This is a genomic window from Bradyrhizobium sp. LVM 105 (genome assembly GCF_003957705.1).
In the GTDB taxonomy this organism is placed as follows: domain Bacteria; phylum Pseudomonadota; class Alphaproteobacteria; order Rhizobiales; family Xanthobacteraceae; genus Bradyrhizobium; species Bradyrhizobium frederickii.
On the sequence record NZ_QZMV01000017.1, the window covers coordinates 63,122 to 82,182 of the forward strand.

At 65.5% G+C, this 19,061-nt stretch carries 20 protein-coding genes, 1 tRNA gene and 1 pseudogene; 8 read left to right on the forward strand and 14 right to left on the reverse strand.

The features are described from left to right. Positions 1–73 precede the first annotated feature (73 nt). The 5 genes from D6B98_RS32765 to D6B98_RS32785 all read left to right on the forward strand — a co-directional run bounded on the left by D6B98_RS32765 (position 74) and on the right by D6B98_RS32785 (position 3,287). Complete coding sequence (locus D6B98_RS32765; RefSeq protein ID WP_126261155.1) at positions 74–805, forward strand: SDR family oxidoreductase; 732 nt, start codon at positions 74–76, stop codon at positions 803–805. Between the two features lie 17 nt (positions 806–822). Next, complete coding sequence (locus D6B98_RS32770; RefSeq protein WP_126261156.1) at positions 823–1,569, forward strand: SDR family NAD(P)-dependent oxidoreductase; 747 nt, start codon at positions 823–825, stop codon at positions 1,567–1,569. Positions 1,570–1,576: 7 nt separating this feature from the next. Next, the gene (locus D6B98_RS32775; RefSeq protein ID WP_126261157.1) at positions 1,577–1,969 is read left to right on the forward strand and encodes a GFA family protein; all 393 of its coding nucleotides are present in this window, start codon (positions 1,577–1,579) and stop codon (positions 1,967–1,969) included. A 152-nt stretch (positions 1,970–2,121) separates the two neighbouring features. After that, positions 2,122–2,802 (forward strand): site-2 protease family protein, encoded by a 681-nt coding sequence (locus D6B98_RS32780; protein ID WP_126261235.1) that lies wholly within the window; start codon positions 2,122–2,124, stop codon positions 2,800–2,802. A gap of 62 nt (positions 2,803–2,864) precedes the next feature. After that, on the forward strand, positions 2,865–3,287 hold the full coding sequence (locus D6B98_RS32785) for a hypothetical protein (RefSeq protein WP_126261236.1): 423 nt from the start codon (positions 2,865–2,867) through the stop codon (positions 3,285–3,287). Here D6B98_RS32785 and D6B98_RS32790 read toward each other — a convergent pair. From D6B98_RS32790 to D6B98_RS40220, 6 genes and pseudogenes are all read right to left on the reverse strand, one after another. After that, positions 3,275–4,087 carry an energy transducer TonB family protein gene (locus D6B98_RS32790; RefSeq protein ID WP_126261158.1) on the reverse strand — a complete coding sequence of 271 codons (813 nt, stop codon included), beginning with the start codon at positions 4,085–4,087 and terminating at the stop codon, positions 3,275–3,277. The two genes, D6B98_RS32785 and D6B98_RS32790, sit on opposite strands and share 13 nt — an antisense overlap. Before the next feature lie 11 nt (positions 4,088–4,098). After that, positions 4,099–4,554, reverse strand: a complete 456-nt coding sequence (gene exbD, locus D6B98_RS32795; RefSeq protein ID WP_100231845.1) for a TonB system transport protein ExbD — start codon at positions 4,552–4,554, stop codon at positions 4,099–4,101. 3 nt (positions 4,555–4,557) lie between these two features. After that, complete coding sequence (gene exbB, locus D6B98_RS32800) at positions 4,558–5,490, reverse strand: tonB-system energizer ExbB (protein WP_126261159.1); 933 nt, start codon at positions 5,488–5,490, stop codon at positions 4,558–4,560. Then, positions 5,487–5,666, reverse strand: a pseudogene (locus D6B98_RS32805) (PKHD-type hydroxylase); the annotation flags it as partial. The pseudogene D6B98_RS32805 and the gene exbB, both read right to left, overlap by 4 nt. Further along, a complete protein-coding gene (locus tag D6B98_RS32810; RefSeq protein WP_126261160.1) occupies positions 5,633–5,956 on the reverse strand; it encodes a hypothetical protein in 324 nt (107 codons plus the stop codon). The gene D6B98_RS32810 and the pseudogene D6B98_RS32805, both read right to left, overlap by 34 nt. A 220-nt stretch (positions 5,957–6,176) precedes the next feature. Next, positions 6,177–6,437 carry a hypothetical protein gene (locus D6B98_RS40220; protein ID WP_164719021.1) on the reverse strand — a complete coding sequence of 87 codons (261 nt, stop codon included), beginning with the start codon at positions 6,435–6,437 and terminating at the stop codon, positions 6,177–6,179. A gap of 176 nt (positions 6,438–6,613) precedes the next feature. On the opposite strand from D6B98_RS40220, the gene D6B98_RS32815 reads away from it, so the two are divergent. The 3 genes from D6B98_RS32815 (at position 6,614) to D6B98_RS32825 (ending at position 11,557) form a co-directional block, all read left to right on the forward strand. After that, positions 6,614–7,783, forward strand: a complete 1,170-nt coding sequence (locus D6B98_RS32815) for an efflux RND transporter periplasmic adaptor subunit (RefSeq protein WP_164719025.1) — start codon at positions 6,614–6,616, stop codon at positions 7,781–7,783. Continuing rightward, complete coding sequence (locus D6B98_RS32820; RefSeq protein ID WP_126261162.1) at positions 7,780–10,926, forward strand: multidrug efflux RND transporter permease subunit; 3,147 nt, start codon at positions 7,780–7,782, stop codon at positions 10,924–10,926. Before D6B98_RS32815 ends, D6B98_RS32820 begins: the two co-directional genes overlap by 4 nt. 64 nt (positions 10,927–10,990) lie before the next feature. Next, positions 10,991–11,557 carry an invasion associated locus B family protein gene (locus D6B98_RS32825; RefSeq protein WP_164719026.1) on the forward strand — a complete coding sequence of 189 codons (567 nt, stop codon included), beginning with the start codon at positions 10,991–10,993 and terminating at the stop codon, positions 11,555–11,557. Positions 11,558–11,568: 11 nt separating this feature from the next. Here D6B98_RS32825 and D6B98_RS32830 read toward each other — a convergent pair whose 3' ends face one another. The 8 genes from D6B98_RS32830 to D6B98_RS32865 form a co-directional block, all read right to left on the reverse strand. Then, positions 11,569–11,931, reverse strand: coding sequence for a DUF1428 domain-containing protein (locus tag D6B98_RS32830; protein ID WP_164719027.1), 363 nt, complete (start codon positions 11,929–11,931; stop codon positions 11,569–11,571). Between the two features lie 172 nt (positions 11,932–12,103). Next, positions 12,104–12,177: transfer RNA gene (locus tag D6B98_RS32835), tRNA-Gln, on the reverse strand. A 144-nt stretch (positions 12,178–12,321) separates the two neighbouring features. Then, positions 12,322–13,293: a Bug family tripartite tricarboxylate transporter substrate binding protein gene (locus D6B98_RS32840; RefSeq protein ID WP_126261164.1), complete on the reverse strand. Its 972-nt coding sequence runs from the start codon at positions 13,291–13,293 to the stop codon at positions 12,322–12,324. 56 nt (positions 13,294–13,349) lie between these two features. After that, positions 13,350–14,480, reverse strand: a complete 1,131-nt coding sequence (locus D6B98_RS32845; RefSeq protein WP_245481509.1) for an iron-containing alcohol dehydrogenase — start codon at positions 14,478–14,480, stop codon at positions 13,350–13,352. Between the two features lie 13 nt (positions 14,481–14,493). Then, positions 14,494–15,531, reverse strand: a complete 1,038-nt coding sequence (pdxA, locus tag D6B98_RS32850; RefSeq protein ID WP_126261166.1) for a 4-hydroxythreonine-4-phosphate dehydrogenase PdxA — start codon at positions 15,529–15,531, stop codon at positions 14,494–14,496. Continuing rightward, entirely contained in the window at positions 15,528–16,634 is a 1,107-nt protein-coding gene (locus tag D6B98_RS32855) for a four-carbon acid sugar kinase family protein (protein WP_126261238.1), read from the reverse strand. Before D6B98_RS32855 ends, pdxA begins: the two co-directional genes overlap by 4 nt. Positions 16,635–16,636: 2 nt before the next feature. Beyond that, positions 16,637–18,076 carry an FAD-binding oxidoreductase gene (locus D6B98_RS32860; protein ID WP_126261167.1) on the reverse strand — a complete coding sequence of 480 codons (1,440 nt, stop codon included), beginning with the start codon at positions 18,074–18,076 and terminating at the stop codon, positions 16,637–16,639. Between the two features lie 28 nt (positions 18,077–18,104). After that, positions 18,105–19,025: a dihydrodipicolinate synthase family protein gene (locus tag D6B98_RS32865; protein ID WP_164719028.1), complete on the reverse strand. Its 921-nt coding sequence runs from the start codon at positions 19,023–19,025 to the stop codon at positions 18,105–18,107. Positions 19,026–19,061 lie beyond the last annotated feature (36 nt).

Here is a 19,061-nt window from a genome sequence, read left to right on the forward strand (position 1 = left end):
GCCTGGATTGCTTCGTCGCAAGTGCTCCTCGCAATGACGGCGGATCGATGACAATTAAAAAGGAGTGAACAACATGGCAGACCGCCTCAAGGGCAAACGCGCCGTCGTCACGGCTGCAGCCGCCGGCATCGGCCGCGCCTGCGCCGTCGCATTCGCGCGTGAAGGCGCCACCGTCATCGCCACCGACATCAACGAGGCCGGCATCGCTGGCCTGACCAAGGAAGGCATCGCCGAGGTCGCAAAGCTCGACGTCCGCAACACCGCCGACGTCAATGCCTTTGCCAAGCGTGTCGGCAAGATCGACATCCTGCTCAACGCGGCGGGCTTCGTGCACCACGGCACCATCCTGGAGTGCTCGGAAGAGGATTTCGATTTCTCGTTCGACCTCAACGTCAAGTCGATGCACCGGACCATCAAGGCGTTCCTGCCCGACATGATCGCGGGCGGCGGCGGCAGCATCGTCAACATCTCGTCCTGCGCGGCGCTGCGGCCGCCGGCGAACCGTTACGTCTACAGCTCGTCGAAGGCCGCGGTGTCGCTGCTGTCGCGTGCGGTGGCGCTCGACTTCATCACCAAGGGTATCCGCTGCAATTCGATCTGCCCCGGCACCGTCGAAACGCCCTCGATGCTCGACCGCGCCGCCGCGCAGGGACCGCAGGGCAAGGAGATGTTCATCTCCCGCCAGAAGATGGGCCGGCTCGGCACCGCCGAGGAGATCGCGTCCATGGCGGTCTATCTCGGCAGCGACGAGAGCGCCTTCACCACCGGCGTCGACCTCGTCGTCGACGGCGGCTACATGCTCTGACGCCAGAGGCCTGCGGCATGAACAAGATCGATCTCAACGGGCGCGTTGCCGTCGTCACCGGTGGCGCGCAGGGCTTTGGCCGCGCCATCACCGAGCGTTTCGTCGCCTCCGGCGCCAAGGTCGCGATCTGGGATTTCGATGCGGCGCTGGCTGAGAAGACCGCAAAGGAGATCGGCGACAACGCCCGCGTGTTCAAGGTCGACGTCACCGACACCGCGGCCGTCGAGCAGGCCCGCGATGCGACGCTCAAGGCCTTCGGCAAGATCGACATCCTCGTCAACAATGCCGGCATCGCCGGAATCAACAGGCCGGTCTGGGAGACCGACCTCGAGGAATGGCGCAAGGTTCTGCGCATCAACCTCGACGGCCCCTTCATCGTCTGCAAGGCGATCGTGCCCGCGATGCTCAAGCAGAAATACGGGCGCATCGTCAACATCGCCTCCATCGCCGGCAAGGAAGGCAATCCGAACGCGGCGCATTATTCGGCGTCCAAGGCCGGTCTGATCGCGCTGACGAAGTCGCTCGGCAAGGAGCTCGCGGCGCACGACATTCTCGTCAACGCGGTGACCCCGGCGGCGGCAAAGACCGCGATCTTCGACCAGATGACGCAGCAGCATATCGACTTCATGCTGTCGAAGATCCCGAAGGGGCGCTTCGTGCTGGTGGAAGAGCTGGCTGCGATGGTGAGCTGGCTGGCCTCGGAGGACTGCGCTTTCTCAACCGGGGCGGTGTTCGACATTTCGGGCGGGCGCGCAACCTATTGAGGATATCATGATCCGGGAAGGCGGTTGCCTGTGCGGCGCGGTGCGGTTCAAGGCGGAGGGCGAGCCGCTCAACGTTCGCGTCTGCCATTGCCGCACCTGTCAGAAGGCAATGGGATCGCCCTTCTTCGCCCGCGCGCAGTTCGATCAGCGCGCGCTGTCCGTCGAAGGCGATACGGAGCGCTACGCGTCCTCGGAGAACATCGACCGTGTGTTCTGCAAGCGCTGCGGTACCCGCCTGTTCGCCTGGCGACGCAACGGCACGCTCGCGGGCGTGTCCCTCTCCGTCTTCGACGATCGCAACGCCTTCGCGCCGACCGAGCACATCTGGATGTCGGAAAAGCCCGGCTGGCTGAAGCTCGATGACGGTCTAGTGCAATATCCGGGGACGATACCTGCGTAAGTCCGCACGGACGGCGTGGCGACCTCGGGCCGCCGATCATCAGCGGCGTGGCATTTCTGAATCGGCCACCCTATGTTGCGCTGAAGCGCTGCTGCACCGCCGGTTCGGCCGGGTCATCTGCAAGGCCGCAGGCTAACCGGGATCAACGAGCCGTGAACATTTCCCTTTATGACCTTTCCGTCTGGGTGCTGCCGCTGGTGCTCGCCATCACCTTTCATGAGGCTGCACACGCCTTTGTCGCGGACCGGCTCGGGGACAACACGGCCTCGCAGCTCGGCCGCGTCAGCTTCAACCCGCTCCGGCATATCGATCCGTTCGGAACCGTGATCCTGCCGGCGATGCTGCTGTTCGCACATTCGCCGTTCCTGTTCGGCTATGCCAAGCCGGTGCCGGTCAACTTCCGCAAGCTGAACAACCCCAGGCTCGACATGGTCTGGGTGGCGCTGGCGGGACCTGCCACCAACATCCTGCTGGCGCTTGCCGCCGCCTTGGCTTTTCATGCCCTGCCTCTGGTGCCGGCGAGCGCGGCGAAATGGGTGGCCGACAACCTCAAGAACGCTCTGATCATCAACGCGATCCTGGCGGTCTTCAACATGATGCCGATCCCGCCGCTGGATGGCGGGCGCGTCGCGGTCGGGCTGTTGCCCCGCCCGCTCGCCTTGCCCCTCGCCCGTCTCGAGCCGTTCGGTATGCTGATCCTGATCGGGCTGTTGATTTTGCTGCCCCTTGCAGGTTCCCAGTTCGGTCTAAATCTTGATGTTATTTCAGCAATACTGCGGACGTTGACCGGTTATGTGATTCAGGCTGTTCTCTTCCTGACCGGCAATGCGTAGTTGAAGTGCGACACCGAACACAGGCCGAAGGGCCAGAGGCCGACTTGGTCAAAGCTGCCGATATGCTGATCGCGCGACGCGCCGACACCCGCGCCCGCGCCGATTTCGCCACCTGGAAGATGATGGCCAAGCTCAACGGGGCGTCCGCATTGCCCCCGGAGGCCCAAGAATTCCTGGCGAGCTACCAGAACCTGCTGGCGCAGATGAGCGAGGACGAGGCCACCGAGGCCACCATCGGCGCGATCTACAAAGCCTATTATGCCGAGATGGGCGGCGCTGGAACTGCGCCCGACGTCCGCCCTCGCGCGGCTAAACCGGCAGCGGACAATGTTACCGCCTTCCGCCGCCCCGCACCGGCGCCGAAGAAGTCCGCCTCCGTCGGGGCGGCAGCATTCGCTGGACCCCAGAAACGACCGCTCCCGGTAGCCCTGATCTTCGCGTGCCTGGTCGTGGTCTATGTCGGGATCCGGCTCTATTGGCGCTGAGCGGTCTTCTTCTTTTTCGCCTCCGGCGGCGTGAAGATGATGTCGACGGTGCGTTCGAACCGGTCCTCGGTCAGGCCGGCAGGCGGTTGCGGGATCGGATCGGACTTGCGGACGATCGAGACCGCGGCCGCATCGTAGGCGGCGTCCCCGGACGATTCCACGACATCCACCGACAGCACGTTGCCCTTCCGGTTGATCGCGAAGCTCACCTTGACCTTCTGATTGTTGGGCTGTTTGCCCTCCGGATTGATCTTATGCAGCGACAGATGCGCGCTGATCTTGCGGTTCCAGTCGGCCGTCAGCTTCAGGATGTCCTTGCCGATGCCGATGACGGGCGCCAGCGCCTTCTCGGCCTCGCGCGCATCCTCCTCGAGCGTCTGCCGTGCCGTCGCAACCGATTTGGGCGAGGCTTCGGCGGCCGGCGTTTCGACCGCCTGAATCTTCGGATCGTCTTCCGTCGGCTTCTTCGCGTTGTTCTCGGTCACGACGCGGTCGGGATCCTCGACCTCCTGCGACTGATCCCTTGGAAGCTCCGTCTCCTTGGTCTCGGCCTTTTGCTCGGGCAGCGCCTGCTGCTCCTGCATCGCTTCGCTGTCCGGCCCGGGCGGCAGATCGGTTTCGGGCGCCTTCGGCGATGCCATCTCCACGGCGAACTCGGCACCGTTCGCACCCAGGCCGTCGCCATCGTCGTCGGCGCGCAAATGAGCCAGCGCGAGCGCAGCGCCCCCCAGATGAAGCGCGAGCGCCGCCACCGCCGCCAGGATCCAGAGCTTTCGGGATGGTCTGAGTTCGTCCGACATAGCGTGTCTTCTTAAGGCTGCGCCGCGCCGGCCGCAGGCGCGCCCGGAGCGCCTTCCAGCGCCACCAGCTTCACCCGCGTATAGCCGCCTGAGCGCAACAGCTCCATGACCCCCATCAGCTCCCCATACGGTACCGATTTGTCGGCACGCAGGAACACGTACTTGTCCTTGCTCATGTCGGACAGGCCGTCGAGCGTCCCGATCAACTCGGCCCGGTGCACCGGGTTCTCTCCGATCGCAAGCGTCAGATCGGGCTTGATGCTGAGATAGGTCGGCTTGTCCGGCTTCTTCTGCGGCGTCGCGCTCGACGTCGGCAGATCGATCGGCAGATCGACCGTGGAGAGCGGGGCTGCGACCATGAAGATGATCAGCAGCACCAGGATGACGTCGATGAACGGCGTGACGTTGATGTCATGCGTTTCCGAGAAGTCGTCGTCGTCATCGTTGTCTGCGAGCGAAACGGCCATGGTTCACTCCGCTGCGCGCGAATGCACGCTGCCGTGGCTGCGATCGAGATCGCGCGAGAGCAGCCGTCCTGCCGCCCCCGAGGCGCGGTTGACGAGCTCGAGATAGCCCTTCGTCACGCGCGAGAAGTGGTTGTAGATGATGACGGCGGGGATCGCCGCGACGAGGCCGATCGCGGTGGCGAGCAGCGCCTCGGCGATGCCGGGCGCGACGACGGCGAGGTTCGTGGTCTGCGACTTCGAGATGCCGATGAAGCTGTTCATGATGCCCCAGACCGTGCCGAACAGTCCGACGAAGGGCGACGTGGAGCCGATGGTCGCAAGCACGCCCATGCCGATCCGGATACGCCGCGCCTCGGCGCGCACGATCTCGGAAAAGCTGGAGGCCGCGCGCTCCTTGATGCCGGCATCGCTGGACAGGCCGGCCGACATCCGCGCTTCGCGCAGGGCGGCCGCCAGGAAGGACGACAGGATGCCCTCCTTGGCGCCGACCGCCATCTGCGCTTCGGCAAGGGAGCGCGTCTCCGCGATCTTCTTCAGGGCCGAGCGAAGCCTGGTGGAGGCGACCGACAGCTCGATCGACTTGGCGATGAAGACGGTCCAGGTCATCAGCGATGCGAAGGCGAGCCCGACCATCACCGCCTTCACGATGACGTCGGCCGACATGAACATGACCCAGGGCGACAATTCCTTCATGGCCGGCGCGATACCGGATGCCGCCTCGGGCTTTGCGGGCGCCGGAGCGGTCGCGGTCGAAGCCGCAGGTGCGGTTGCCGAAGGTGCCGCCGCCGGGGCCGGGCTGGCCACGGGCGGCTGGGCCGCCTGCTGCGTCGCCGCCGAGGGCGGGGTCTGTGTCTGGGCGGAAACAGGGGTCGCGAGCCAGGCGGCCGCCAGCATGACGGCTGCGGCAAGGCTTGCTTGGAAGGTCATGGTCTTCATACTTCAGCCCAGTAGCGAATGAGGTTGTGATAGATACCCGTCAATTTGACCGTTTCGGGATCGTCACGCCCGAGCCGTTCCACCAGCGCCTGTATCGCGGTGTCGAGGTCAAAGATCATGCTCCGGGCTTGATCGTCCCGTATCATGCTCTGAAGCCAGAAGAAAGACGCAACCCGCGTTTCGTGATCTCGATGTCGTTGGCCGGGGTGAACTTGGTCGAGATGAATCTGCCCCGGCGATCGTCGGTCACGTCGTCGCGGCCGGCGACGTTGGCGTCCTGGAACAAGCCGCCGGCGCGCTTGGTCTGGTTGGATTGCTGCGCTTGCGCGCCGCGCGACACCGATGCCAGCGCGATCATGCCTGCAACCGCCGAAGCCTTCTTGCCGGAAACGCCCGCGAATTTCTCATCCACCGGATCGAATGCTGCGACCGAACGCAACGACCTCGGTGCGAGCACCTGCTCCATTGCCAAACGCCCCATCTTGTTCGCTCATTCACTTCGACGAACGATGAGTGTTGGTATCGGCCGCAAAATTGCGGGTCAATGCGAGCGCCTTGCAAGACCCCTTGAATCAATCCAGATCAAAACAATTCTAAACCACAGTTTGAAACCGTTCTAAACTGCGATCGGACTCGTCGTAAAAAACAGCGCCGCCCGCCGCGCAATCGCAGCCTCCCTCACGGCATCAATCGCTGCTTGGAGGCTTCATCAGCGGAAACAATTCGTCGACGGTTTTCTGCGCGACGACGCGCGCGATCGGTGCCGTCCATGCCCCGCGATGTCGACGCCGTTCAGTCGGTGAGGAAGCGCAAGGGATCGCGCTGATCAGAATCTGACACGCGATCAGCTTGCGTTCAATTCGTCCATGCTGCGCGTCATTGGCGGCGCCGATATGGACGATGCCGAAATTGCCGACAACGAAACGGCGCCCGCGAAAATGCAGCACTGCACAGCGGCGCGCCAGAGCACTGCCCACACGGTGCAAAGCTTTCCAATTGTTTAGGATTATCAACGGATAGTGCTGTTTACACTGGAACTTGGCGTGTATTATACACCGCGTTGGAACCCTGCGATTGCCCTATCCATTCTTAGCTGAGGGCATACGAGCCGACACGAGACGACATGAAAAAGTCCCGGCCGATCCTCTGGCTTCTGATCATCGCGGCCGTGGCCTCCGCGGGTTACTATGGTTGGCAGAAGTTCGGAGCCGGGGCCGGAAGAACCCAGACCGCGCAGAAGGGTCCACCCCGCCCGCCCGCCGTCCCCGTAAGCGTTGCGCCGGTCCAGAAGATCGACTTTCCCGTCTACCTGACCGGTCTCGGCACGGTTCAGGGTTTCAACACCGTCCAGGTCCGCAGCCGGGTGGATGGTCAGATCGACAAGCTCACCTTCAGGGAAGGCCAGATCGTCCAGCAGGGCGAGCTTCTGGTCTCGATCGATCCCCGTCCCTACCAGGCCGCGCTCGACCAGGCCAAGGCCAAGAAGGCGCAGGACGAGGCGAGCCTCGCCAACGCCAATCTCGAACTTCAGCGCGCCACGAAGCTCGGCGAATTCGCGACCGCGCAGCGGGTCGACAGCCAGCGCTCGACCGTGGCCCAGCTCACCGCGCAGATCGCCGCCGACGAAGCCGCGATCGCCAACGCCCAGACCCAGCTCGACTACACCCAGGTCAAGGCGCCGATCACCGGCGTCGCCGGCCTGCGCCAGGTCGACGTCGGCAACATCGTCAACGCCTCGACGCAGACCGGCATCGTCACGATCTCGCAGGTCGAGCCGATCTCCGTGATCTTCACCGCGCCGGAAGACCAGCTTCCCTATATCAGCGAGGGCCAGAAGAGTGGCGCGCTCAAGGTGATTGCCTTCACCACCGACGGCAAGAAGACGTTGGCCGAGGGCAAGCTTGCGGTCATCAACAACCAGGTCGATACGAGCAGCGGGACGATCCGGCTCAAGGCCGTGTTCGAAAACAAGGACCACGCGCTGTGGCCGGGCCAATCGGTCTCGACGCGGCTTCTGGTGCGGACGCTGAAGGACGCGACCGTGGTTCCGGATGACGCGGTCCAGCACTCCACCAACGGCCTCTATGCCTACACCGTCAGTCAGGACAACAAGGCCGAGCTGCATAAGGTCAAGGTCAGTTATGCCATCGATGGACGTTCGGTCATCGAAGAAGGCTTGAGCCCCGGCCAGCAGGTGATCACCGGCGGCCAGTTCAAGGTGCAGCCCGGAAGCCTCGTCTCGACGGCGGTGGCGAGCTCGAACCCGGCCCAGAACAAGGTACGACAGGAATGACCGAGGGCGGGATTTCGGCACCTTTCATCCGTTATCCCATCGGCACCTCGCTGCTGATGGCCGGCATCCTCTTTGTCGGTCTCGTCGCCTATCCCCTGCTTCCGGTCGCACCGCTGCCGCAGGTCGACTTCCCGACCATCCAGATCACCGCCAATTTGCCGGGCGGCAGCCCCGAGACGATGGCCTCGTCCGTGGCCCAGCCGCTGGAGCGCCAGTTCGCCCAGATCCCCGGCATCGCCCAGATGACCTCGACGAGCTATCTCGGCACCGCCTCGATCACCATCCAGTTCGACCTCAACCGCAGCATCGACGGCGCCGCCAACGACGTGCAGGGCGCCATCAATGCCGCCAGCGGCCAGTTGCCGAAGAACCTGCCCTCGCCGCCGACCTACCGCAAGGTCAACCCGGCCGACGCGCCGATCCTGCTATTGTCGGCGACGTCGGAGACACTGCCTCTGACCAGCGTCAGCGACGCGGTCGATGCCCAGCTCGCCCAGCAGATCAGTCAGCTGTCGGGCGTGGCGCAGGTCTTCATCGGCGGCCAGCAGAAGCCCTCCATCCGCATCCAGGTCGATCCGGCCAAGCTGGTCGCCAAGGGCCTGTCGCTGGAGGACGTCCGCAGCCAGATCGCGATCACCACGGTCGACAGTCCCAAGGGCAATATCGACGGCGAGAAGCGCGCCTACACGATCTACGCCAACGACCAGCTCACGCAGGCGAAGGACTGGAACGACGTCATCATCGCCTATCGCAACGGCGGCCCGTTGCGCATCCGCGACATCGGCCAGGCGGTCAGCGCCGCCGAAGACGCCAAGCAGGCGGCCTGGGCGAACGGCAAGCGCGGCGTGTTCCTGGTGATCTTCAAGCAGCCCGGCGCCAACGTCATCGAGACCGTCGACAGGATCAAGGCGACCCTGCCTCGCCTCGTGGCGGCGATCCCGCCCGCGATCAAGATCGAGCTCATCAGCGACCGTACCACGACCATCCGCGCGGCGGTCGAGGACGTCCAGTTCACGCTGCTGCTGACCATCGCCCTCGTGGTCATGGTGATCTTCATCTTCCTGCGCAGCTTCTGGGCCACCGTCATTCCCGCCGTCACGGTTCCGCTGGCGCTGCTCGGCGCCTGCGCCCTGATGTGGGTCGCCGGCTATTCGCTCGACAATCTGTCGCTGATGGCGCTCACCATCGCGGTCGGATTCGTCGTCGACGATGCCATCGTGATGCTCGAGAATATCACGCGCTACATCGAGGAAGGCGAACAGCCGATGGCGGCGGCCTTCCGGGGCGCGAAGGAAATCGGCTTCACCATCGTGTCGATCAGCATCTCGCTGGTGGCGGTGCTGATCCCGCTGCTGTTGATGGGCGGCATCATCGGGCGCCTGTTCCGCGAATTCGCCGTCGTGCTGGCGATGACCATCTTCGTCTCGATGTTCGTGTCGCTGACCCTGACGCCGATGATGGCCTCGCGCTTCCTGCGTGCCCATGGCGAGGTGCAGCACGGCCGCTTCTATCAGTGGAGCGAGCGCGCCTTCGACGCGATGCTGCGCGGCTACGAATCCGTTCTGGATCACGCCCTGGCCTGGCGGCGCACCACGCTTGCGATCTTCTTCGTCACGCTCGGCCTGTCGATCTACCTGTTCGTCCTGATCCCGAAGGGCTTCTTCCCGCAGCAGGACGTCGGCCTGATCACCGCCACCTCGGAAGCCTCGCAGGACATCTCGTTCAAGGAGATGACCCGGCGCCAGGAACAGCTCGGCAAGATCATCCTGGCCGATCCGGACGTCGCCAGCGTCGCCATGTCGATCGGCGGCAGCGGCCGCGCCGGCAACAACGGCAACATCTTCATCACGCTGAAGCCTCGCGACCAGCGCGAGGCCTCGGCCCAGCAGATCATCGCGCGACTGCGTCCCCAGTTCGACAAGGTCGAGGGCGCCCGCCTCTATATGCAGGCGGCCCAGGACGTGCGGCTCGGCGGCCGGCCGACGCGCACGCAGTTCGAATTCACGCTGCAGGACGCCAATCTGGACGAGCTCAACGAATGGGCGCCCAAGATCCTCGCCAAGATGCAGACGCTGCCGGAGCTGCGTGACGTCGCGACCGATCAGCAGACGCAGGGCACCACCGTCCAGCTCAAGATCAACCGCGATACCGCCTCACGCTACGGCATCCAGCCGCAGCTGATCGACGACACGCTGTATGACGCCTTCGGACAGCGGCAGGTCACGCAATATTTCACCCAGCTCAACACCTACAAGGTGATCCTGGAGATCCTGCCGGAGATGCAGGGCAATCTCGACAGCCTCAACAAGCTTTATCTCAAATCGCCGCTGACCGGCGACCAGGTGCCGCTGTCGACGTTCGCGACCTGGACCACCGATCCGGTCCGCCCGCTCTCGATCAGCCATCAGGGCCAATTCCCGTCAATCACCATCAGCTTCAACCTCGCGCAAGGCGTCGCGCTCGGCCAGGCGACCGAGGCGGTGCAGAAGGCGATGGCCGATCTCGGCGCGCCGCCGACGCTCAATTCCAGCTTCCAGGGCACCGCGCAGGCGTTCCAGCAGTCGCTCGGCACCGTGCCGCTGCTGATCCTCGCCGCGCTCGTCGTGGTCTACCTGATCCTCGGCATCCTCTACGAGAGCTACATCCATCCGATCACGATTCTGTCGACGCTGCCCTCGGCCGGTGTCGGCGCGCTCGCGATCCTGATGGCGGCCGGCTTCGACTTCAGCCTGATCGCGTTGATCGGCATCATCCTGCTGATCGGCATCGTGAAGAAGAACGGCATCATGATGGTCGATTTTGCGATCGCCGCCGAACGCGACGAGCACAAGACGCCGGAGGAATCGATCCGCCAGGCCGCGCTGCTGCGCTTCCGCCCCATCATGATGACGACGATGGCCGCTCTGCTCGGCGGCGTGCCCCTGATGCTCGGCCACGGCACCGGCGCCGAGATCCGCCAGCCGCTCGGCTACGCCATGGTCGGCGGCCTGATCGTCAGCCAAGCGCTGACGCTGTTCACCACGCCCGTGGTCTATCTCTATCTCGACAAGCTCAACAACTGGTTCTCCACCTGGGGCCGTTCGGGTGACGACGAAGGCGACGAGGCGCCCGCGCCCGGCACTGTCAAGGAAGCCGCCGAGTAAGCTTGCGCCGCGGCCGCCGCGACGCTACAGCGAGACCCTCGATTAACGCCAAAATGGTCTCGTCATGCCCATGCAATCCAGACTTGCCGCCCTCGCCGCCGCTGCCCTGTTGCCCTTGGCCGCCGCGCACGCCCAGCAGAGCGCGAAGAAGAACGCAGCGCCTGCCCCGGCCGCGCAGCCCTCGCCCGCGCCGACGCAAACACAGGCCGACGGTGCTCCCGGGCAGCCCGGCTGGATCGTCCGTTGCACCAGCGCCAGCCGCGAGGCCCCGCTCGAATGCGCGATGGAGCAGAACGCGGTGCTGACCAAGACCGGCCAGACCGTCGTCCTGATCAACATCCGCATCGCGCCCGACACCCGCACGCCGATCGCGCTGTTGCAATTGCCGCTCGGCCTCAACCTTCCCGTCGGCGCCAAGCTCCAGGTCGACGAAGGCAAGACGTTCGACCTCCAGATCCAGACCTGCGAGAACCGCGGCTGCTACGCCTCGACCCCGATCGCGGCGGACCTGCTCGCCGCTTTGAGGTCGGGCAAGCAGTTGAAGGTCTCCTTCCAGAACATGGCCAAGGAGACGATCGCGATTCCGATGCCGCTCGGCGATTTCGCGGCCGCCTACGACAAGATCAAGTAGCACGCCTCTCGTCAGCCGATCACGTCGCTCGCCCGCAGCAGCGTGGTGAAGCCGCCGTAGATCATGCGCTTGCCGTCAAACGGCATGCCCTCCATCTTCAGGCGCGGGTCTGCCATCACCTTCTTGTTGACGGCATCGCGGGTCTCCCGGTCGCGGTAGACGATCCAGGAGAACACCACCACCTCGTCCTCCTTCGCCATCACTGCGCGCGGAAACGAGGTCAGCTCGCCATAGGGAACGTCGTCGCCGATGCATTCGACATAATCGAGCGCGCCGTGCTCCATCCAGAGCGCACAGGCGGTGGTCGCCAGCGTCTTGTAGGCATCGATCTTGTCCTTGGGCACGGCCAGAACGAAACCATCGACATAGGGCATCACGGATCTCCTTGGGTTGTATGGCCCAAGGACGATGGAGCGCGCCGCGATCCGACGTCGAGATGCGATTTCAGGATGAGGCAAACCGTCGCGAGCGGCAGCGCGGTCATGGCCCGAACGTCCCTGCCGACGGCCTGCAAAGAGTTGGACGCTGGGGAAAAGTGCCCGGAACTGGCTGGGGAACCTGGATTCGAACCAAGACAAACAGAGTCAGAGTCTGTTGTGCTACCGTTACACCATTCCCCAACGGAATAGTCGAACAAATTCAATTACTTGCTGACTTGCTCGACTGTCGCCGGCAGCGCGTTTGGCGCAAATCACGGCTCAGGCGTGGCAGGGTTCTACCCGCTCGTCCCCGGACTGGCAAGCGCTGCGGTGGATGGATCACGCCTACTCCAGCTTGATGTTCGCGGCCTCGATCACCTTCTTCCAGCGCGCCGTCTCGGCGGCGATGTAGGCCGCAAACGGCTCGGAATCCACGGCGACCGCGGTGGCGCCGAGCTCGGACAATTTCTGCACCGTCTCCGGCTGCTGCATGAAGGCGCGGATCTCGGCGGAGAGCTTCTCGACGATCGGCTTCGGCGTCCCGGCAGGAGCGAAGAAGCCGTGCCAGGCCACCGCCTCGAAGCCGGGCAGGAATTCGGCAACGGCCGGCGCCTGCGGGTCGAAGTCGGCGCGCTTGGGCGTTGCGGTCGCGAGCAGCGCGAGCTGGCCCGTCTTCACCTGCGGCAGCAGCAGCGGCACGTTGTCGAAGGCGAGGTCGATCTGTCCGCTCAGCAGGTCCGTCAGCATCTGGCTCGAGCCCTTGTAGGGCACGTGCACCATCTTGGTGCCGGTCATCTGCTGGAACAGCTCGCCGGCCAGATGCTGCGAGGTGCCGACACCGGCCGAGCCGAACGAGATCTTGTCCGGATTTGCCTTCAGATAGGCGATCAGCTCCGGCACGGTGCGCGCCTTGATCTTGTTGGGATTGACGACGAGCACGTTGGGCACGACGCTGATCTGCGCGACCGGCACCAGATCCCTGTCCGGCTGGTAGCTGAGCTTGGGTCCGTAGAGCGACGGGTTGATCGCAAGCGCGGACGTGCTGGCAACGCCGAGCGTGATGCCGTCCGGCGCCGATTTCGCCAGCCGCGTCACCCCGAGGATCGAGCCGGCACCGCCGACATTCTCGACCACGAAAGGCTTGCCGAACTTCGCCTGCAAATGGTTGGAGACCATGCGCGCGAAGATGTCCGCCGTGCCGCCGGCGGCGAAGGGAACGATCACCGTCACCTGCTTGGACGGATAAGCCTCCTGCGCCTTCGCCGGCGACATCGCCAGCACCATTGCCGACACAAGACCAAACCACATCGATCTCATCGAAGTTTCCTCTGCATCACTGTGTTGTTGATTGACTGCCGCGAGCGGCAGATGGGCTAGAACGCGGCCTCGTACATGTTCAGGATCGCATCCCGACCGAGGTCGCGCGGATTGTTGTCGAGCAGGCGGCGAATGGCATGCGCCTCGTCGGCCATCACGCCGAGATCGTTCCTGGGCACGCCGAGCGCGGAGAGCCGCATCTCGATGCCGAGATCCTTGCAGAAGGCGTAGGTGGCGTCGAATGCGATCTGCGGATCGGTGCGCTCCGGCAAGCCGAGCGCACCCAGCACCGCGACCGTCTTCGCCTCCACGGCGGGCATGTTGAAGGCCAGCGTGTGCGGGAAGATCATTGCGCAGGCCAATCCATGCGCCACATGGTGACGCGTGCCGAGCGGATAGGCCACCGCATGGCCGGCTGTCGTATTGACCGGTCCCAGGCAATAGCCGCCGTAGAGCGAGGCCAGCGCCAGGCCGGCACGCGCCTCGCGGTCGTCGCCGTCGGCCACCGCGCGCTTGAGATAACGTCCGACCAAGCGGGCGCCTTCGAGCGCGTAGAGATCGATCGCCGGATGCGCCTTGCGGCTGGTAAAGGCCTCGACGCAATGCGCCAGCGCGTCGACCCCGGTCGCCGCGGTGACCTCCTTCGGCACGGTCATCGTCAGGTCCGGATCGACGATGGCGATGTCGGCCAGCATGAAGCGGCTCTGCACCGCCTGCTTGTTCTGGCTGACGGGATCGGTGACGAGCGCGCGGGTGCCGGCCTCGCTGCCGGTGCCGGACGTCGTCGGGATCTGCATCAGCGCGACGCTGCGGCCGGCCACCTTTTCCGGCCCGACGATGTCGGCAAAGGGCACGTCACCCCTGCACATCACCGCAACCAGCTTGGCGAGGTCCATCGCGCTGCCGCCGCCGAAGCCGACCACGAGATCGGGCTTGACGTCCTTTGCCATCGCCACCGCCTTCTCGAGATTGGGCAGGTCCGGCTCGGGCTTGACCTCGCCGAACACATTGACGGCGCCTGGCAGCGCCAGCATGTCGACGCGACTCGCGTTGAACGGGTCGGAGATCACCAGCGGCCGCTGGGCGCCGATCCGCTCGGCAAAGCGCGCCGCGCCGACGATCGTGCCGTTGCCGAACTCGAGGATGGTGGGACGCTGGATTTCAATGGGCGTGAAGGCGTTGGTCATCGTGCGTTCGATCTCATGATTTGGATGCGGAGGCGCCGGCGGCCAGCCGTTCGGCATAGTCGATGGCCTCGATCAGGCTGTGCTCGTTGGCGATGCCCTTGCCGGCGATGTCGAAGGCGGTGCCGTGATCGACGGAGGTGCGGATGATCGGCAGGCCCAGCGTGATGTTGACGCCGGAGAGCTCCTGCCAGCGGCCGGTCGCGGGATCGACCTGGAAGCCGAGTAGCTTGACCGGAATGTGCCCCTGGTCGTGATACATCGCGACCGCTGCATCGTACTGGCCGGCGCGCAGCTTGACGAAGATGGTGTCCCCGGGCACGGGGCCGACGACGTCGAGACCATCCGCAACTGCCTTGGCGATCGTCGGCGCGGACACGTCGATATCCTGCCGGCCGAACAGGCCGCCCTCGCCGGCATGCGGATTGAGCGCGGCGATGGCGATCTTCGGCTTGGCGATGCCGAGCCGCAGCAAGGCATCGTTGGTGAGTTCGATCACCATGCGCAGCCGCTCCGGCGTCAGACGCTTCGGCACATCCTCCAGCGCCACGTGGGTCGAGACGTGGCTGACACGCATGTTGCCATGGGCGAGCAGCATCACCGAGCCGCGCACGCCGGTGAGATGCGCCAGCATCTCGGTATGGCCGGGGAAATGATAGCCGGCCTTGTTGAGCGCTTCCTTGTTGAGCGGCGCGGTGACGATCGCCGCGGTCCGCCCCGCCTGCGTCAGGCGCACGCCCTGCTCGATCGCCTTGTAGGCGAAGCGGCCGCCATCGGCGCTGAGCACGCCGGGCTGGATCGGGTCGCCCTCGGCGTCGGCTTGCAGGTAGCAGAGGTTGGGCCAGTCGCGGTCCTCCGCGGAGACCTGGGGGATCGCGATGTCGGTGCCGAGCGCGGCCTTGGCGCCATCGAGCGCCGCGCCGCTGCCGATGACCAGCAGGCGCAGATCTCCGCTCGCGATCCTGTCCCTCAGCCCCACACAGGCCTTGACGATGATCTCCGGCCCGATCCCCGCCGGATCGCCCATGGTGACGGCAAGATGACGAGAGGTCATGTCGGACTCTCCATTCTGAGCAGATGATTGTCCCGCAGCAGGTCGCGCCACAGCGCGCTCGGGCCGAATGCGCCTGATTTCGAGATGACATCGACACCGGCCCAGCGGCCGCCCTGCAGGATCGAGCGCGGCAACCCCGGCACGATACGTCCTGTCACCTGCAGCGCATGCGCGCCGAGGGCGACGCAGGCGGCCTTCAGGGTTTCTCCACCGGCCACGATCAGCGTGCCCGGCGGTTCGAGGGACGCGATCAGCCCGGTCATCTCGCGCACGATTCGCCGCGCCGCCTCGACGCGCGACAGCCCGTCGGCGAGAGAGAATTTGACCAGCGCCACGCCCTCGTCAGCCAGCTTGCGTCGAACGCCGGCACCGCCCGCGCCCTCGGTCAGCGCGATGGTGGCTTCGCCGCATGCCGCGAGCTGCGATGCGGTGGCCGCCTGGTCGGAGCCGAACAAGCCCAGCACCGGCAGCTTCAATTGGCTCGGTGCATCGGCACGATGGCTCCGGGCAAGCGCACCGGCGAGGCCGCCGCTACCACACCACAGCACGGGCCCCGGCATGCGCCGCGCCATCTCGACGACGCGATCGAGGTCGAGATCGCTCTCGGCATCGAACACCTGAACGCCGCCTTGCGAGAGCGTGTCGGGCGTGCCCTGTCGTGCCTCGATGCCGTCTTGCCTCAATTGATCCAGCAGATTGTCGCCGACCTTATGCCAATCGCCATGCACGGTGCGGGCGAATTGCTGGCCGCCGACGGTGCAGCGCCCCTGATAGTCGAACGCGGGCGCGACCACGCAGGAGGCCCAATACCCATTGCGCAGGCAGGCGCCCAGCTCGGCCGCCCAAGCGCCCCGCAGGAGGCTGTCGACTTTCTTGTAGGCGATCGTCCCGCCCTGAAGGTATGGCACCAGCCGCTCGACGATCTCGACGCTCTCGGCCTTCGAGCGCTCACGGGTGCCGCTATCGATGGCAAGGCTGCCGGAGTCCCGCGGCGCAAACGCTGCCGACCAGACGACGTCGAACGGTCCGCCCAGCCCGACGAACTCCGCCGCGGTGTCGAGCGCACCGGTGAGATCGTCGGCCAGCAGGCGGATGCTCGTCATGGTCATGCCGCTCCCGCGCCGAAGATCTTGCCCGGATTCATCAGGCCATTCGGATCGAACAGCCGCTTGATATCGCGCATCAGGTCGATGTCGAGCGGGTCGGTGACGCGGGCGAGCCGGCCGCGATTGGTGATGCCGATGCCGTGCTCGGCACTGATCGCCCCGCCCTGCGCCGCGGTCTCGTCGTCGACGATCTCGTTGATCTCGGCGACCAGAGCGGCCGTCGCGGCCGGGTCCTGGCAACGGGCGCGATCGATCAGTGCAACGACGTGGATGTTGCCGTCGCCGATATGGCCGTGCATCACCACGTTCGCATGGGGAACGGCGGCCTTGATCCGGGCCTCGACGTTGGCGACGAAGGCCGCCTGCCGCTCCAGCGGCACCACGCTGTCATGCGACACGACGTAGCCGCTGCGCTTGTTGCCTTCGGAGACGCTGTGCCTGACCGCCCAGATCGCCTTGGCCTGCGCGAGATTGGACGCGAGGATCACGTCTTCGGCGAGCTTCGCCTCCATCGCCTCCGCCAGCACCGTGGCGAGCGGCTCGTCGAGGTCGACGCCGGGAAGCGTGTCGGTCAGCTCGACGATCAGATACCACGGCGTCGTCAGCTCGAACGGGATCGTGACATGCGGCACCGTCGCTGCGATCGCCTCGATCTGCGACCGCGACATGATTTCGAGGCTGCCGAGCCGGTCGCCGACCGTGCCGCGCAGAAGCTGCATGATTTCGAGCGCCTGCTCCACGCCCTGCAATTTCAGCAGCGCCAGCGCCGAGCTGCGCGGCGGCGCGAACAGCTTCAGCACGGTTGCGGTGACGATGCCGAGCGTCCCCTCTGCCCCGATGAAAAGCTGCTTGAGCGCGTAGCCGGTGTTGTCCTTGCGCAATGCACGCAGGCCGTCGAAGACGCGTCCGTCGGGCAGCACGACCTCCAGCCCGAGCACGAGATCGCGTGTCGGACCGTAGCGGAGCACGGCCGTGCCGCCGGCATTGGTCGAGATGTTGCCGCCGATCTGGCAGGAGCCTTCGGCGCCCAGGCTCAAGGGGAAATACCGGTCGACGGCACGGGCCGCATTCTGCACCTCGGACAGGATGCAGCCGGCCTCCACCGTGATCGTGTTGGCGAGCGGACTGACGTTGCGCACCGCCCGCATCCGGTCGAGCCGGATCACGACATTGCCCGGACGATCGTCCGGCGTCGCGGCGCCGCACATGCCGGTGTTGCCGCCTTGCGGCACGATCGCAAGCTGCCGTGCCGCGCAAAACTTGACGGCCGCGGCGACCTCTGCGGTCGAGCCGGGCTTCACCACCGCGGCGGCGCGGCCGTGATAGCGCCCGCGCCAGTCCACCACGTAGGGCTCCTGGTCGGACCCGGGCGCGATGACGTGCTTGTCGCCGACGATCGCAGCAAGCCCGGCCACCACATCCTGCAAAGAGTCGGACATCGGATCGCCTCGCCTCTCGGGCCTGGCCTTAAGCGGCGGCTGCGAATGCAGCGGCCGTCGCCAGCAGCTCCTTCGCCTGGGCCGACGGCAAGGATTCCAGCGGCGGCCGCAGGCGCTGCCATCCGGCATGGCCGGTGCGCTCGGCCACCAGCGTCTTCAGCGACGCCATCTGCGGGAAGCGCGAGACCAGCTCGCGCGCTTTCACGATGCGCGCCTGCGCCGCCTGGAGCGCCGCGTCGTCGTCGCTGTCGCGAAAATGCTTGTAGACATAGGCCAGGTCGCGCGCGACCAGATTGGAGGTCGCTGTGATGCAGCCCGCGCCGCCCTTGCGCAGCAGCGGCAGCAGCAAGGGATCGGCTCCGACCAGGACCGAAAAGCCCGGGAAGCGTTCGACCATGGCGGTCATGTTGGCGAAGTCGCCCGAGGAATCCTTGATCCCCATGAACGTCGCCGGATAGGCCGCACGCAGCCGCTCGATCAGCGCATGCGAGATCGGCTGCGCCGACATCTGCGGGATGTGATAGAGCACGACCTTGAGCCTGGCATCGCCGATGCGCTGAACGATTTCGCTGTAGGAGGCGTAGATGCCGTCGTCGCTGACGCCCTTGTAGTAGAACGGCGGCAGCATCACGACGGTATCGACGCCGACCGAGAGCGCGTGCCGCGTCAGGGCGATGGTCTCGCTGAGTGCGGCAACACCGGTGCCCGGCAGAAGACGTTGCGGAGCGATGCCGGCGGCCACCACCGCCTCGAGCAGAGCCGTGCGTTCGGCGACGGAGAAGGAGTTCGCCTCCCCTGTCGTGCCCAGCAGCGCGATGCCGTCGCAGCCTTCATCCAGAAGATAGCGGCAATGCGCGACGAAGCGCGCGTGATCGGGGGCGAGCTCGGCATCGAGCGGCGTCAGCGCGGCGGAAAACACGCCATGAGGGTGCAGCGATGATGTCGACAAGCTTCCTCCGATCGTCAAATCAGCATTGTTCGGAAT